Origin of the sequence: Thermotoga sp. Mc24, assembly GCF_000784835.1 — a bacterium.
Lineage (GTDB): Bacteria > Thermotogota > Thermotogae > Thermotogales > Thermotogaceae > Thermotoga.
Genome location: NZ_JSFH01000012.1, coordinates 196,670 through 212,351, shown reverse-complemented (window position 1 = coordinate 212,351; position 15,682 = coordinate 196,670). Strand labels below are relative to the sequence as shown.

General features: G+C 50.1%; 11 protein-coding genes. 9 read left to right on the top strand and 2 right to left on the bottom strand.

All coding sequences use genetic code 11. From position 1 onward, the window contains the following. Nucleotides 1–178: 178 nt before the first annotated feature. Genes ilvB through leuB form a run of 9 tightly spaced genes read left to right on the top strand, consistent with a single transcriptional unit; the run spans nt 179 to nt 11,085 of the window. Nucleotides 179–1,924: a biosynthetic-type acetolactate synthase large subunit gene (gene ilvB / locus MC24_RS08700; protein WP_038054632.1), complete on the top strand. Its 1,746-nt coding sequence runs from the start codon at nt 179–181 to the stop codon at nt 1,922–1,924. Continuing rightward, nucleotides 1,921–2,436 carry an acetolactate synthase small subunit gene (gene ilvN / locus MC24_RS08695; protein WP_038054630.1) on the top strand — a complete coding sequence of 172 codons (516 nt, stop codon included), beginning with the start codon at nt 1,921–1,923 and terminating at the stop codon, nt 2,434–2,436. The genes ilvB and ilvN overlap by 4 nt, the downstream gene beginning before the upstream one ends. Next, on the top strand, nt 2,436–3,446 hold the full coding sequence (ilvC, locus tag MC24_RS08690) for a ketol-acid reductoisomerase (RefSeq protein WP_038054628.1): 1,011 nt from the start codon (nt 2,436–2,438) through the stop codon (nt 3,444–3,446). Before ilvN ends, ilvC begins: the two co-directional genes overlap by 1 nt. Beyond that, nucleotides 3,436–5,100, top strand: coding sequence for a dihydroxy-acid dehydratase (ilvD, locus tag MC24_RS08685; protein WP_038054627.1), 1,665 nt, complete (start codon nt 3,436–3,438; stop codon nt 5,098–5,100). Before ilvC ends, ilvD begins: the two co-directional genes overlap by 11 nt. Before the next feature lie 12 nt (nt 5,101–5,112). After that, nucleotides 5,113–6,729 (top strand): citramalate synthase, encoded by a 1,617-nt coding sequence (gene cimA, locus MC24_RS08680; RefSeq protein ID WP_038054625.1) that lies wholly within the window; start codon nt 5,113–5,115, stop codon nt 6,727–6,729. Next, nucleotides 6,716–8,257, top strand: a complete 1,542-nt coding sequence (gene leuA / locus MC24_RS08675; protein WP_038054623.1) for a 2-isopropylmalate synthase — start codon at nt 6,716–6,718, stop codon at nt 8,255–8,257. Before cimA ends, leuA begins: the two co-directional genes overlap by 14 nt. 1 nt (nt 8,258) lies before the next feature. Further along, nucleotides 8,259–9,512, top strand: a complete 1,254-nt coding sequence (gene leuC / locus MC24_RS08670; protein ID WP_038054621.1) for a 3-isopropylmalate dehydratase large subunit — start codon at nt 8,259–8,261, stop codon at nt 9,510–9,512. Nucleotides 9,513–9,516: 4 nt separating this feature from the next. Then, nucleotides 9,517–10,017: a 3-isopropylmalate dehydratase small subunit gene (gene leuD / locus MC24_RS08665; protein ID WP_038054782.1), complete on the top strand. Its 501-nt coding sequence runs from the start codon at nt 9,517–9,519 to the stop codon at nt 10,015–10,017. Between the two features lie 3 nt (nt 10,018–10,020). Beyond that, the gene (gene leuB, locus MC24_RS08660; protein ID WP_038054614.1) at nt 10,021–11,085 is read left to right on the top strand and encodes a 3-isopropylmalate dehydrogenase; all 1,065 of its coding nucleotides are present in this window, start codon (nt 10,021–10,023) and stop codon (nt 11,083–11,085) included. A gap of 18 nt (nt 11,086–11,103) precedes the next feature. Here the strand turns inward: leuB and carB are convergent, their stop codons facing one another. Together carB and carA are read right to left on the bottom strand one after the other, a co-directional pair. Beyond that, a complete protein-coding gene (carB, locus tag MC24_RS08655; protein WP_038054612.1) occupies nt 11,104–14,403 on the bottom strand; it encodes a carbamoyl-phosphate synthase large subunit in 3,300 nt (1,099 codons plus the stop codon). Next, on the bottom strand, nt 14,403–15,581 hold the full coding sequence (gene carA, locus MC24_RS08650) for a glutamine-hydrolyzing carbamoyl-phosphate synthase small subunit (protein ID WP_008192299.1): 1,179 nt from the start codon (nt 15,579–15,581) through the stop codon (nt 14,403–14,405). The genes carB and carA overlap by 1 nt, the downstream gene beginning before the upstream one ends. Nucleotides 15,582–15,682 lie beyond the last annotated feature (101 nt).

Genomic DNA, 15,682 nt, shown 5'->3' with positions numbered 1-15,682 from the left:
TTCGCATCTTATCCTAAATTTTACATTTTCATGATAAAAATGCTACTTCTAACAAAAAATTCGATTCAACAACTTGACATTTTAAAGCGAGTGATATACCATTCCTAAAAACCCCTCTTGATTTATTTATTATTCCAGATCTGGTATAATCATTCAACCTCCGAGAGGAGTGGTTCACGTGAAGATGAAAGGTTCAAAGATGTTATTTGAAGCCCTTCTGAGGGAAGGAGTAGATACGATTTTCGGTATCCCTGGTGGTGCAATCATCAACGTATACGACGAACTCTGCAATTACGAAGATAAGATAAAATTCTATCTCTTCAGACACGAGCAGGGAGCCACACACGCGGCAGATGGTTACGCGAGGGTCACGGGAAAACCCGGAGTGGTCATCGTCACTTCCGGACCGGGTGCCACGAACACGGTCACGGGCATAGCCACAGCCTACATGGATTCGATTCCGATCGTAGTGATCACCGGTCAGGTTCCAACTTCTTTAATAGGAACCGATGCCTTCCAGGAAGTGGATGTCACAGGAATCACCATGCCCATTACCAAGCACAACCATCTCGTCACAAGTATAGAAGAACTTCCTTACGCGATAAAAGAAATGTTCTACGTTGCCACAACGGGGAGACCAGGACCCGTTGTCCTGGATTTTCCAAAAGATATACAAACGGCCGAAGGAGAATTCAATTATCCCGATACGGTAGAAATATTGGGGTACAAACCCACGGTGAAAGGTCATCCCAAACAGATAAAGAAAGCGGTTGAACTCTTGAAAGAGTCGAAACGCCCTGTTGTCATTGTAGGTGGTGGAGCGAATCTTTCCGGTGCAATGGATCTCGTAAACCAGTTCATCGACAAATTCAGGGTTCCCGCTGTCAGTACCCTCATGGGACGTGGGGTTAACCCTTCCGATGAGAGACTTTACTATGACGGAATAGGAATGCACGGTACTTACTATGGAAACTACGCTGTGGCCAACGCGGATCTTGTCATCGCCCTCGGTGTGAGATTCAGCGACAGGATCCTCGGAAATCCCAGGACATTCGCAAAGAACGCCAAGATAGTCCACGTTGACATAGATCCCGCCGAGATCGGGAAGAACGTAAGGGTAGACGTGCCCATAGTCGGTGATCTGAAGAGTGTCCTACAGGAATTCTTGAAATACGAAATCGAGACGGACTTCTCAGACTGGGTCGAAGAGCTTCAGGAGATAAAGAGAAAGCACCCGCTCACCTACAAGAGGGATGGGAAGCTCATAAAACCTCAGTACGTTGTGGAAAAGGTGAACGAAGTCTTTCCAGATGACACGGTGGTCGTTGCGGATGTGGGACAGAACCAGATGTGGGTTGCACAGTTCTACAAATTCAAACATCAGAGGTCTTTCCTGTGTTCCGGAGGACTTGGAACGATGGGATATGCCCTTCCTGCCGGGATAGGAGCCAAAATAGGAGTTCCTGACAGAGAAGTTGTAGTCTTCGCCGGAGACGGTGGTTTCCAGATGAACATACAGGAGCTCATGACGATAAAGAGATACAACCTCCCTCTGAAGATCATCGTGATGGACAACAAAGCGTTGGGAATGGTGAGACAGTGGCAGCAACTCTTCTTCAATTGCAGATACTCTGCCACTATTCTGTCTGACAACCCGGATTTCGCGAAGATAGCGGAAGCCATTGGTATAAAAGCGATGAGAATAGAGAAACCCGATCAAGTCGATGAAGCGATCGAAAAGCTCGCAATGTCCAGAGAACCGATGCTCATCCACGCCGTCGTTGATCCCGCTGAGAACGTTCTTCCGATGGTGCCACCGGGAGGAGACGTGGGGACACCACTTCTTGAAGCCCCATACGATGAAACTTTCGTGGAAAGAGTTCTGAAGGTCATCGAAGAGGGCAGGAGAGGTGATGAAAGATGACGAACCAGATTCGGGAACATCTTGTATCCATGCTCGTCCACAATAAACCTGGTGTGATGAGGAAAGTGGCGAATCTGTTCGCCAGAAGGGGATTCAACATCAGCAGTATCACCGTTGGAGAATCAGAAACTCCGGGTCTTTCAAGGCTCGTCATCATGGTAAAGGGCGATGACAAAACGATCGAGCAGATAGAAAAACAGGCCTACAAACTCGTGGAGGTTGTGAAGGTAACTCCCATCGATCCCCTTCCAGAGAACCGTGTGGAGAGAGAAATGGCTCTGATCAAGGTGAGGTTCGATGAGGACAAACAGGAGATCTTCCAGCTCGTCGAGATATTCAGGGGTAAGATCATTGATGTTTCCAGAGAAGGTGCGATCATAGAGATCACTGGCGCAAGGAGCAAAGTGGAGGCTTTCATAAATCTTCTTCCTCAGAAGCAGGTGGAAGAAATAGCGAGAACAGGTATCGTGGCCATGAACAGATGGAATGTAAAAGAAGGGGAGGGATTCTGATGGCAGTGATTTATTATGACAAAGACGCGGATCTCGAACTGATCAGGGACAAAAAGATCGCGATCATAGGGTACGGAAGTCAGGGGCATGCGCACGCGTTGAATCTGAAAGACAGCGGTCTCAACGTCGTGGTTGGATTGAGGGAGGGAAGCAAGAGCTGGAAAAAAGCGGAAGAACAGGGTTTAACCGTGAAAACCATAGAAGAGGCGGCAAAAGAGGCCGACATCATCATGATGCTCATCCCAGATGAGAACCAGCCGGAGATCTACAAAAAATACATAGAAAAACACCTCACCGAGGGTAAGATGCTGATGTTCGCCCACGGGTTCAACATCCACTATCACCAGATCATACCTCCGAAGAACGTGGATGTGACGATGATCGCTCCGAAGAGCCCTGGTCACATCGTGAGAAGAGAATACGTTGAGGGAAGGGGTGTGCCGGCTCTCGTAGCGGTCTATCAGGACTACACCGGTAAAGCCAAAGATATAGCGCTCGCTTATGCCAAAGGTATCGGTGTGACAAGGGCGGGTGTGATAGAGACGACCTTCAAGGAAGAGACGGAAACGGACCTGTTTGGAGAGCAGGCGGTCCTCTGCGGTGGAGTAACGGCTCTCATAAAAGCTGGTTTCGAAACTCTTGTGGATGCGGGTTATCAACCGGAAATCGCCTACTTCGAATGTCTCAATGAGCTCAAGCTCATCGTCGACCTCATATACGAAGGTGGCCTTTCCTTCATGAGATACTCCGTCAGCAACACCGCGGAGTACGGTGACTACATCAGTCAGGAAAAGATCGTTACAAAAGAAGTGAGAGAGAACATGAAGCAGATGCTCAAGGACATTCAGACGGGAAAGTTCGCCAAGGACTGGATACTCGAAAATCAGGCGGGAAGACCCTACTTCTACACCATGAGAAAGAAAGAATCAGAGCATCTCATAGAAAAAGTAGGAAAAGAACTCAGAAAAATGATGTCTTGGCTCAAGGAGAGGAACGTGGATGAGGAGTGATGTGATAAAGAAAGGTCTCGAAAGGGCTCCCCATAGATCACTTTTGAAAGCGCTCGGAATAACGGACGACGAAATGCAAAGACCGTTCATCGGTATAGTGTCTTCGTGGAACGAGATCATTCCCGGCCATGTCCACCTTGACAAGGTCGTCGAGGCGGTGAAAGCCGGTGTGAGGATGGCCGGGGGAGTTCCTTTTGTCTTCCCAACGATCGGGATCTGTGACGGAATAGCCATGGACCACAGGGGAATGAAATTTTCGTTGCCCTCGAGAGAGCTCATAGCAGACTCCATAGAGATCGTTGCCAGCGGTTTTCCATTCGATGGTTTGGTCTTCGTTCCCAACTGCGACAAGATCACACCCGGCATGATGATGGCCATGGGAAGATTGAACATCCCGTCCGTTCTGATATCCGGAGGTCCCATGCTTGCAGGTCGTTACAACGGCAGGGACATCGATCTCATCACCGTCTTCGAAGCGGTTGGTGGACACAGAGTGGGAAAAGTCGATGAAGAAACGCTCAAAGCGATAGAAGACCTCGCGTGCCCCGGAGCCGGTTCGTGTGCCGGATTGTTCACCGCAAACACGATGAACTCCCTGGCGGAAGCTCTCGGAATTGCACCGAAGGGGAATGGGACCGTCCCGGCCGTTCATGCGAAGAGGTTGAGAATAGCGAAAGAAGCGGGAATGCTCGTTGTGGAACTTGTAAAAAGAAATATAAAGCCTAGGGATATCGTCACTCTGGACTCTTTCATGAACGCTGTTATGGTGGACCTCGCAACAGGAGGCTCCACCAACACGGTTCTGCATTTGAAAGCGATAGCCGAGAGTTTTGGAATCGATTTCGATATAAGGGTCTTTGATGAACTCAGCAGGAAGATCCCTCACATCTGCAACATCTCTCCCGTTGGTCCGTACCACATACAAGATCTCGACGACGCCGGTGGCATTTACGCTGTGATGAAACGTCTCCAGGAAAATGGTCTTTTGAGAGAAGACGTCATGACCATCTATCTGAAAAAAATGGGTGATCTCGTCAGGGAAGCTAAGATCCTGAACGAAGACGTGATCAGACCCTTCGATAATCCATACCACAAAGAGGGTGGGCTCGGAATTCTCTTTGGAAACCTCGCTCCAGAAGGGGCGGTTGCCAAACTCTCTGGTGTTCCTGAGAAGATGATGCACCACGTTGGTCCAGCCGTTGTCTTTGAAGATGGGGAAGAGGCAACAAAAGCCATTCTCTCAGGAAAGATCAAAAAAGGAGACGTGGTCGTGATCCGCTACGAAGGACCAAAAGGTGGTCCTGGTATGAGAGAGATGCTCTCACCCACCTCTGCCATTGTGGGAATGGGCCTTGCGGAGGACGTGGCTCTCATCACGGACGGTAGGTTTTCGGGAGGATCACACGGTGCTGTGATAGGGCACGTTTCTCCGGAAGCGGCAGAAGGTGGTCCTATAGGTATCGTGAAAGACGGGGACCTCATCGAGATAGATTTTGAAAAGAGAACCCTGAACCTCTTGATCTCAGACGAAGAGTTCGAAAGGAGAATGAAAGAATTCACACCTCTGGTTAAAGAAGTGGACAGCGATTACCTGAGAAGGTACGCGTTCTTCGTTCAGTCAGCAAGCAAAGGGGCGACCTTCAGGAAGCCCTGAGGGGGTGGTCTTTTGAGTATAAAGGTCTACGATACAACACTCAGGGACGGCGCACAGGCTTTTGGGGTTTCTTTCTCACTCGAGGATAAGATCAGAATCGCCGAGGCCCTCGATAGTCTCGGTGTTCACTATCTGGAGGGGGGCTGGCCTGGCTCCAACCCAAAAGATATAGCGTTCTTTAAAGCTGTAAAAGGTATGAACTTCAAAAACCTGAAAGTGGCGGCTTTCAGTTCCACAAGAAGACCCGGCGTGAAAGTAGAAGAAGACACGAACATACAGACCCTCATAAAAGCAGAAACACCTGTTTACACGATCTTTGGGAAAAGCTGGGATCTTCACGTGGAGAAAGCTCTGCGAACAACGCTCGAGGAGAATCTGAAGATGATATACGACACAGTTTCATATCTCAAAAGATTCGCCGATGAAGTGATATACGACGCGGAACACTTCTTCGATGGGTACAAGGCGAACAGAGAATACGCCCTCAAGACCCTGAAGGTGGCAGAGGAAGCGGGTGCTGATTGTCTTGTTCTTGCCGATACGAACGGGGGAACGCTTCCCCACGAGATCGAGGAGATCATCGAAGATGTGAAAAAACACGTGAAAGCTCCGCTCGGTATACACGCTCACAACGATTCGGATGTGGCGGTGGCGAACACACTTGTGGCCGTGAGAAAAGGAGCTGTGCACGTTCAGGGAACCATAAACGGACTTGGGGAGAGATGTGGAAACGCGAATCTTTGCTCGGTGATCCCAAATCTCGTCCTCAAGATGGGGCTCGAGGTTATACCAAGAGAGAACTTGAAGAAACTCTTCGATGTGGCACACCTCGTGGCGGAACTCTCCGGAAGACCTCACATCGAGAACATGCCTTACGTGGGTGATTACGCCTTCGCACACAAGGGAGGAGTTCATGTTTCCGCTATAAAACGCGATCCAAGGACTTACGAGCACATCAACCCAGAGCTTGTGGGAAACAGAAGGATCATATCCATCTCAGAGCTTTCCGGTAAGAGCAACGTGCTGGAGAAGATAAGAGAAATGGGATTCGAAGTAGATGAATCATCGCCCAAGGTCAGGGAGATTCTCGAAAAGATCAAGGAATTGGAAGCGCAGGGATACCATTTCGAAGGAGCGGAAGCATCTTTTGAACTCCTTGTCAGGGATATGCTTGGGAAAAGAAAGAAGTACTTTGAGTTTCTCGGCTTCACCGTGATGACCATAAAGAACAGGGATGAGGAGAGTTTCTCCGAAGCAACCGTGAAGGTCAGAGTCCCGGACGAAGTTGCAAAAAAACTGGGACACGACGAACCCTTTGAACACACCGCGGCAGAAGGAGAAGGACCGGTAGAAGCGCTCGACAGAGCGGTGAGAAAGGCCCTCGAAAAATTCTATCCGTCTCTGAAAGACACGAAACTCACAGACTACAAGGTGAGAATCCTGAACGAGCAGGCGGGTACCAGAGCGACAACACGGGTTCTCATAGAGTCCAGCGATGGAAAGAGAAGGTGGGGAACTGTTGGTGTCTCACCAAACATCATAGAGGCTTCCTGGACCGCTCTTCTCGAATCCTTAGAGTACAAGCTTCACAGGGATGAAGAGGAGATGAGAAACGATGAGGAGAATTAAGATCTTCGATACAACGTTGAGGGATGGAGAGCAATCCCCAGGGGCTTCGATGTCGGTTGAGGAAAAAGTAGAAATGGCACTCATGTTAGAGGATCTCGGTGTCGATCTCATCGAGGCTGGGTTTCCCGTTTCATCTCCCGTGCAGTTTGAAGCTGTAAAAAGAGTTGCGAGCGCCGTTCAGAAACCCATAGTGGTGGGACTCGCAAGGTGTGTTGAAAAGGACATAGACGCGGTGTACGAGGCTCTCAAGGATCGACCAAAAGACAAACGTATGATACACGTTTTCATAGCGACCTCTCCGATTCACAGAAAATACAAACTGAGAATGGAGAAAGAGGAAATCCTCGAGAGGATCAGAAGATACGTCGGCTACGCAAAACAGTTCTTCGACCTTGTGGAGTTCTCGGCGGAAGACGCTTCGAGAACGGAGGTTCCCTTTTTGATAGAAGCCTACAAGACGGCGATCGAAGCCGGAGCTACTACGATCAATGTTCCGGACACGGTGGGGTACGCCCTTCCCGATGAGTTTGGAGAACTCATAAAGACCTTGAGAGAGGGTGTGCCCGGTATAGAGAATGTCGATCTTTCTGTGCACTGTCACAACGATCTTGGACTCGCTGTGGCGAACTCCCTCGCTGCCGTTCAGAACGGAGCCACCCAGGTCGAAGTGACTCTGAACGGTATCGGAGAGAGGGCAGGAAACTGTGCCCTGGAAGAGTTCGTGATGATCCTCAAGGTGAGGAAAGACAAACTTCCCTACGAGACGGGTATAAAGACAGAGCTCATATACCCCGCTTCCAGGCTCCTCACACATATAACGGGGCTCATCCCGTCCAGAAACAAACCCATAGTGGGAGAGAACGTGTTCCTTCACGAGTCGGGTATACACCAGGATGGTGTGCTGAAACACAGGGAGACCTACGAGATCATGAAACCATCCGATATCGGCAGGTCTTCCGAGACGCTCGTGCTTGGAAGACACTCCGGAAAGCACGCCCTCAGAAAGAAGCTGGAGAGCTACGGCATCAAACTCGACGAAGAGACCTTCCAGAAAGTGTTCGAGAAGTTCACAGAACTCGCCGACAGAAAGAAAGAGGTTTACGACGATGATCTTTTCTCGATCGTCTCGGAAGTTTTGAGGGAGCCCATCAACGGTTACAAGCTCGTTCACTTCCATGTACACACCGGAAACACGCTGCTTCCAACCGCGGCGGTCGTGCTTCAGGTTGGAGATGAAAAGAAAGAAGCAGCAGAGGCAGGAAACGGTCCAGTGGATGCTATCTTCAAGGCTATAGACAAAGCGCTCGGTATTCAACCGAAGCTCGAGGAGTACATAATTCAGGCGGTTGGAACTGGAAAGAACGCACAGGGAGAGGTCAAACTCACGTTGAGAATAAACGGTGAACTCTACAGTGGAAGGGGTGTCTCCACGGACATAGTGGAGGCTTCCGCGATAGCTTACATAAACGCGATAAACAAGTACCTCATCGCCAAAGGTTTTCTCAGAAAAAACGGAGGTGCTGAGTGATATGACACTTGCAGAAAAGATACTCTCCCAAAAAGCGGGAAGAAAGGTGGAACCGGGAGAATTTCTCCTTCTGGAGCCAGACGTCGCCCTTGCAAACGACATAACGGCTCCGCTTGCGATAAAGAAGTTCAAGGAGTACGGTGGAAAGAAAGTGAAGTATCCGGACAGAGTGGTGCTCGTTCCGGATCACTTCACCCCCAACAAGGACATAAAGTCTGCTATGCAGGTAAAGATGATGAGAGAATTCGCAAGAGAGCAGGGGATCGAAAAGTTCTTTGAAATAGGCAGGATGGGAATTGAACACGTGCTGCTTCCAGAAGAAGGAATCGTAAAATCTGGAGATCTCGTGGTAGGCGCAGATTCGCACACCTGTACCTACGGAGCCCTTGGAGCGTTCGCGACCGGGGTGGGGTCCACCGACATAGCGGGCTTCTACCTCATAGGCAAGGTGTGGTTTCGTGTCCCTGAGAGCATAAAGGTGACTCTTCGTGGGAAGTTCGGGGATCTGGTGACTGCCAAGGACCTCGTGTTGAAGCTCATCTCCATACTGGGAGTAGATGGGGCCAACTACAAGGCGATAGAATTCTCCGGACCCGGTGTGAAAGAGATCAGTATGGACGGCCGTTTCACCGTTTCGAACATGGCGATCGAGGCGGGAGGAAAGACGGGACTGTTTCCGGTAGACGAAATCACCATTGCCTACGAGAAAGAAAGAGGCATAGAAGTGGAAGAGATGTACCCTGACGAAGATGCGAAGTACGTGAGAGAAGTGGAGATGGACCTTTCTAAACTCGAACCTCAGGTTGCCTATCCATTCCTCCCATCCAACGCGAAGGATGTTTCTGAAGCGGAGAAAGAGAGGATAAAGATAGATCAGGTAGTGATAGGAAGCTGTACCAACGGAAGGATAGAAGACCTCAGACTCGCTGCACAGATTCTGAGGGGAAGAACAGTATCACCGGACGTTCGATGCATCATAATTCCGGGATCGCAGAAGGTTTACAAACAGGCTCTAAAGGAAGGACTCATCGATATCTTCATCGACGCGGGCTGTGCTGTTTCCACACCCACGTGCGGTCCCTGTCTTGGTGGACACATGGGAGTGCTCGCGGAAGGAGAAGTTGCAATATCCACGACGAACAGGAACTTCGTCGGAAGGATGGGACATCCGAACAGCAAGGTCTTCTTGGCATCTCCTGCCGTTGCCGCGGCCAGCGCAATAAAGGGATACATCGCAGATCCGAGAAAGTTGTGAGGTGATGGTGGTGAAGATAAAAGGAAAGGTTTTCGTCTTTGGGGACAACGTGAACACGGACGAGATCATACCGGCCAGGTACCTCAACACTTCGGACCCTCAGGAACTCGCGAAATACTGTATGGAGGACGCAAGGCCCGGCTTTGGAAGACGGGACGATATAAAAGGCTCGATCATCGTGGCAGGGGAGAACTTCGGATGTGGTTCTTCGAGAGAACACGCTCCCGTTGCCATAAAGGCGGCTGGAATCTCCTGTGTTATAGCCAAGTCTTTTGCAAGGATTTTCTTCAGAAACGCCATAAACATCGGTCTTCCCATCGTCGAACTGAAAGAAGCTGACGAATTCGAAGAGGGCGACATGGCAGAGGTGGATCTGGAAAACGGAGTGGTGAGGAATCTCACCAAGGGCAAAGAGTACAGAATAAGACCTTATCCCGAGTTTCTCATGAAGATCATGGAAGCGGGTGGATGGCTCGAATACTGTCTCAAAGAAGTGGGGGAGTGACGGATGAAGATAGCGGTTTTGCCTGGAGACGGCATAGGTCCCGAGGTTGTAAGAGAAGCCCTGAAAGTGCTCGAGGTGGTAGAAAAGAAAACAGGGAAAACCTTTGAGAAAGTCTTTGGACACATCGGAGGAGATGCCATAGACAGATTCGGTGAGCCTCTTCCTGAAGAGACAAAAAAGATATGTTTAGAAGCCGACGCGATCTTTCTTGGAAGTGTTGGAGGACCCAAATGGGACGATCTTCCTCCAGAGAAGAGACCGGAAATAGGGGGTCTCCTCGCCCTGAGGAAGATGCTCAATCTCTATGCGAACATCAGACCGATAAAGGTCTACAGATCCCTTGTTCATGTCTCTCCCCTGAAAGAAAAGGTGATCGGATCCGGGATCGATCTTGTGACCGTCAGAGAACTCTCCTACGGGATTTACTACGGTCAACCAAGGGGATTGGATGAGGAAAAAGGATTCGACACCATGATCTACGACAGAAAGACCGTGGAACGGATTGCGAGAACTGCCTTCGAAATCGCAAGAAACAGAAGAAAAAAGGTCACTTCCGTCGACAAAGCGAACGTCCTCTACAGTTCCATGCTGTGGAGAAAGGTCGTGAACGAAGTAGCGAAAGAATACCCCGACGTGGAGCTGACACACATGTACGTGGACAACGCTGCCATGCAGCTCATCCTGAAACCATCGCAGTTCGACGTGATTCTCACAACGAACATGTTCGGAGATATTCTCTCGGACGAGAGCGCGGCGCTTCCTGGTTCTCTTGGTCTTCTGCCGTCCGCATCTTTCGGTGACAAAAACCTCTACGAACCAGCAGGGGGGTCTGCTCCCGACATAGCCGGAAAGAACATCGCCAACCCGATCGCACAGATCCTTTCTCTCGCTATGATGCTTGAACACTCCTTTGGAATGGTAGAAGAGGCAAGAAAGATAGAAAGGGCGGTTGAGCTGGTTATAGAAGAGGGATACAGAACCAGAGACATCGCAGAGGATCCAGAAAAGGCAGTTTCGACCTCTCAGATGGGAGACCTCGTATGTAAAAAACTCGAAGAAATATGGTGAAGGGCCCTTCAGGGCCCTTCACATTTTCCATGTATCCGTGAGTCTTCTTACCTTCACGATGGAGTCTTTCCTCATCTTTCTGATCGCTGCCACCGCCGCTCTGAGTGACTCGATTGTGGTCAGATATGGGATTTTCCTCTTCAACGCCGTGGTTCTTATCATGTATCCCACCGTTCTTCTTCCCTCAACTTTGAAAGGTTCTTTTCCGTGAGAGACGGCGACAAGCGCAGGCTCATCACTGGATTGGGTGATCACGACGAGGGAGATCTTTCCCTGCTCCAGAAGATCTATCACGTCCGGTCTTCCTTCTCCCACCTTTGGAACAACCTTCACTTCCACACCGTGTGACTGCAGAGCCTTTGCCGTTCCTCTGGTTGCGTATATCTCAAAGCCCATATCCGCGAGGTGAGCCAAGAGAGGAACGGCTTCCCTCTTGTCTTTGTCCGCGACGGTTGCGAGGATGGCTCCCGTTGGTGGCAGAGGGTTCCCGGCGGCTATCTGAGCCTTCGCGAATGCCTCTGCGAAATCTTCACCGATTCCCATGACTTCTCCTGTGGAACGCATCTCCGGTCCGAGAAGCACGTCCGTTCCCGGGAATTTGTGGAACGGTATCACCACCTCTTTCACGGAGAACATCTTCGGCCAGGGAGTCGGGAGGATCTCGCTCTCTCCCAGTTTATCGACTTTTATCCCTGGTCTTGTGGGATAGGGGAAGTACTCTGAGAGGAGCTCTGGCAGATTTCTTCCCACCATGATTTTGGCGGCGATTCTTGCCACGGGAATACCGATCGCTTTGCTCACGAAGGGAACCGTTCTCGATGCCCTGGGATTCGCCTCTATGATATAGATCTCATCGTCTTTCACCGCAAGCTGTATGTTGGCAACTCCCACAACCTTCAGCGCTTTTACCAGCTTGTAGACGGTCTTTTCTATCTCTTCCACGAGTTTCTCAGAAAGACTCACCGGGGGCAGAACACACGCGGAATCTCCCGAATGGATTCCGGCTTCTTCTATCTGCTCCATCAATCCTGCTATCCACACGTATTTTCCATCCGACACGACATCCACGTCGAGTTCTATCGCGTCTTCGAGGAATTTGTCTATCAGAACGGGGTATCCCGGTGAGACAACGGCCGCTTCCTTGACGTACATTTCGAGTTCCTGAGGAGTGTCCACAATGGCCATGGCCCTTCCTCCGAGCACGTAGCTCGGCCTCACAAGAACGGGGTATCCAAGGCTTTCCGCTACCCTCAACGCTTCTTCCACGGACGATGCCGTTCCAAATGGAGGGCACTTCAACCCGATTTGTTTCAAAAGCTTAGCGAATTTTTCTCTGTCTTCGGCGATCTCGATCGATTCGAAGCTCGTTCCTATGATGTTCACCTTCTCTTCTACGAGGTGTCTCGCTATCTTCAGTGGTGTCTGACCGCCGAACGCCACCACCACTCCTTTCGGTTTTTCGTTCCTCACGATCTCCAGAACATCTTCAACGGTGAGCGGTTCGAAGTAGAGCCTGTCTGAAGTGTCGTAGTCAGTCGAAACGGTTTCGGGGTTGGAGTTGACCATTATGGTTTCGTATCCTTCTTCCTGGAAGGCCCACACCCCGTGGACGTTCGTGTAGTCGAATTCTATTCCCTGACCTATCCTGTTGGGACCGGATCCCAGAATCATGATCTTCTCTCTGTCTGAAGGTATCGCTTCGTTCTCAACGCCGTTGTAGGTGGAGTAGTAATACGGAGTCTGTGCTTCGAACTCAGCAGCGCAGGTGTCCACCATCTTGTAGACGGGAAAGATCCGGTTGTTTTCTCTCATCTTTCTGATTTCTTTTTCTGAAACACCCCATATCTCTGCAATTTCCCTGTCTGAGTATCCCCACTGTTTTGCTTTCTTCAAGATCTCCACGTCGAATTTTTTCGATTTCAGCTCCTCCTCGAGTTCTATACACGCTTTCATTTCTCTGAGGAACCATCTGTCGATCTTAGTGAGTTCGTGCACCTCTTCTACATCCATTCCGTTTCTGAACGCGGCGAAGACGTAGGAGATCCTTTCCGGCGTTGGATTTGCAAGATATTCCCTTATGTGTTCAAGATCCAGTTTGGGAGCGGCATCGAGTTCGAGGGATCTGAGGGCCTTTCCCAGGGCTTCTTTGAAGGTCCTACCTATCGCCATCACTTCTCCTACGGACTTCATCTGGGTGTTCAGTCTTGGGTCGGCCCCGGGGAACTTTTCGAGCTGGAATCTCGGTATCTTCACCACGACGTAGTCTATTGAAGGTTCGAAGGCGGCCATCGTTTTGCCGGTGATGTAGTTCGGTATCTCATCAAGAGTGAAACCAACAGCAAGGAGAGCTGCGACCTTCGCGATGGGATAGCCCGTCGCCTTAGATGCCAGTGCGGACGACCTGGAGACCCTTGGATTCATCTCTATGACGACCATCCTACCGGTCTCTGGATCCACGGCGAACTGAATGTTCGATCCACCCGTCTCTATACCGATCGCATCGATCACTTTGTAAGCCGCATCCCTCATTCTCTGGTACTCAACGTCCGTGAGTGTTTGTGCGGGTGCCACCGTTATGGAATCTCCGGTGTGTATTCCCATGGGATCGAGATTCTCTATGGAACACACCACGATGAAGTTTCCTGCTCCATCCCTTACCACCTCGAGTTCGTACTCCTTCCAGCCGAGGACTGACTCCTCTATGAGGACCGTGTGGACCGGGCTTTCGATGAGACCCTTTGTTACGATGTCTCTCAGTTCTTCTTCGTTGAACGCGATTCCACCACCCGTTCCACCCAGGGTGAAACTCGGCCTTATTATGACGGGGTAGCCGAATTCTCTTGCCGTTTCCAGTGCATCGGCGAGATTGTTCACGAGCCTGCTTCTCAAAACCTCAAGGCCTGCCTTTTCCATGGTCTCCTTGAAGAGTTCTCTATCCTCGGCCTTCTTTATCGAGTCGAGCTTTGCACCGATCAACTGAACACCGTATTTATCGAGGATTCCCCTTTCGGCAAGTTCCACAGCGAGATTCAGGGCGGTCTGTCCTCCGAGGGTGGGGAGCAGGGCATCCGGTCTTTCTTTTTCAATGATCTTTTCGAGGAACTCCACCGTTAGAGGTTCTATGTAAACGGCATCGGAAAACTCCGGATCTGTCATTATGGTTGCGGAGTTGGAGTTAACTATGATCACCTCGTAGCCGGCGCTTTTGAGAGCCTTCAGAGCCTGAGTGCCTGAATAGTCGAACTCCGCAGCCTGACCGATTGTGATCGGACCGGATCCTATAACGAGGATCCTCTTTATGTCTTCTCTCTTCGGCATTACCTTACCTCCTTTATGAGGCGTTTGAATTCTTCGAAAAAGTACTTGGCATCGTGAGGTCCGGGAGAGGCTTCGGGGTGATATTGAACAGAAAAGGCTGGATAATCAACCAGCCTCATTCCTTCCATCGTTCCGTCGTTCAGGGAGATGTGGGTGATCTCGACTTTTATTCCCTGAGGACTGATTCCTTCGAGGACAGATATCTTCTGAAGATTTTTCGTGAGAACGTTCGCGTCCTGATCTTCGCTTCCCAGTTCTGGAAGGCCGAAACTCTTTGGATCCACAGCGAAGCCGTGGTTGTGCGTTGTGATCAGAACACGACCGGTTCTCAGATCTTTAACGGGATGGTTGATGCCTCTGTGACCGAATTTCATCTTGTAAGTCCTTCCGCCAACAGCGAGGCCAAGGAGCTGATGCCCAAGGCAGATCCCCGCGAGTGGAATTTCTTCTTTCAGAAGGTCTTTGATCAATCTGACGGTTTTCAAAAGGGCGGCGGGATCACCGGGACCGTTCGAGATCAGAACACCGTCGGGATTCAACTTTTTGATGTCGTCTATATCAACACTGTAAGGAACTCTCATCACTTTTGCTCCCACTCTCTTCAGGTCTCTGAGAATACCCCATTTGACACCGGAATCGAGTACCACCACTGAGAAATCTCCTTCCGGGTTTTCTACGATAACTTCCTTCGGTGAAACAAGACCGGCTAAATCCCTTCCAACGATACTGGGGCTTTCTTTCACCCGTTTTACAAGGGAATCCGGATCGAGATCAACGGTCGATATGGCACCTTTCATAGCACCTTTCACTCGAATTTTCCTGGTGAGTGCTCTGGTGTCCACTCCTTCTATGGCCACGATGTTGTACTTTTTCAGGTAATCGGGGAAAGACATAGTGGCTCTCCAATTGGAAGGGGTATCCACGCTTCTGTAGACAACAAAACCGGCAACTTTTATTCCATCTGATTCTACGTCTTCGTCGTTCACTCCGTAGATTCCTATTTCCGGGTAGGTCATGACGACGATCTGACCGGTGTAGGAGGGATCGGTGAGGACTTCCTGATAGCCTGTCATTCCCGTGTTGAAGACCAGCTCACCAAAAGTTTCACCCTCTGCACCAAGACTCTGTCCAAAAAAAAACGAACCATCTTCTAAAGCGAGAAGTGCCTTCTTGGACATGCTGCACCTCCTTCCCTTTCTCAGAGATTATACCCGCTGAAAGGACCTCCCATCTTTTTCTTTACTTTGAATTAAAGGAAAGTCACAGGACTTTAATTTGG

Coding starts and splice junctions, on each gene's coding strand:
- ilvN (WP_038054630.1), top strand. CDS start 1,921: ATGACGAACCAGATTCGGGAACATCTTGTATCCATGCTCGTCCACAAT.
- ilvC (WP_038054628.1), top strand. CDS start 2,436: ATGGCAGTGATTTATTATGACAAAGACGCGGATCTCGAACTGATCAGG.
- ilvD (WP_038054627.1), top strand. CDS start 3,436: ATGAGGAGTGATGTGATAAAGAAAGGTCTCGAAAGGGCTCCCCATAGA.
- leuA (WP_038054623.1), top strand. CDS start 6,716: ATGAGGAGAATTAAGATCTTCGATACAACGTTGAGGGATGGAGAGCAA.
- leuC (WP_038054621.1), top strand. CDS start 8,259: ATGACACTTGCAGAAAAGATACTCTCCCAAAAAGCGGGAAGAAAGGTG.
- leuD (WP_038054782.1), top strand. CDS start 9,517: ATGGTGGTGAAGATAAAAGGAAAGGTTTTCGTCTTTGGGGACAACGTG.
- leuB (WP_038054614.1), top strand. CDS start 10,021: ATGAAGATAGCGGTTTTGCCTGGAGACGGCATAGGTCCCGAGGTTGTA.
- carB (WP_038054612.1), bottom strand. CDS start 14,403: ATGCCGAAGAGAGAAGACATAAAGAGGATCCTCGTTATAGGATCCGGT.
- carA (WP_008192299.1), bottom strand. CDS start 15,581: ATGTCCAAGAAGGCACTTCTCGCTTTAGAAGATGGTTCGTTTTTTTTT.